This is a genomic window from Psychromonas arctica (assembly GCF_038155225.1).
GTDB lineage: Bacteria > Pseudomonadota > Gammaproteobacteria > Enterobacterales > Psychromonadaceae > Psychromonas > Psychromonas arctica_B.
Map to the genome: position 1 here is coordinate 1 of NZ_JBAKBA010000481.1, position 207 is coordinate 207.

The following is a 207-nucleotide window of genomic DNA, read 5'->3' on the forward strand; positions in this document are numbered from 1 at the left end:
ATACAAACAGGACAAGATAACGGTTGGATTTTATTTCTAGCTCCTCCTGGTAAACCGAATACACAATTATTCCAAAAGGCAGGAGTCGATAAAAGACGTGTATTAATGATCGATTCAAGCAATGTCGGTGATAACCTTTCACTACTATCTACATTACTAAAAAGCAGGAGCTATTGCACCGTAGTAACTTGGGTAAACGAACTATCA

Annotated in this window: 1 pseudogene; it reads left to right on the top strand. The window is 37.7% G+C overall.

What is annotated here, in order from left to right:
- Positions 1–207: pseudogene (locus V6255_RS19160) on the top strand (SulA-like leucine-rich domain-containing protein); the annotation flags it as partial.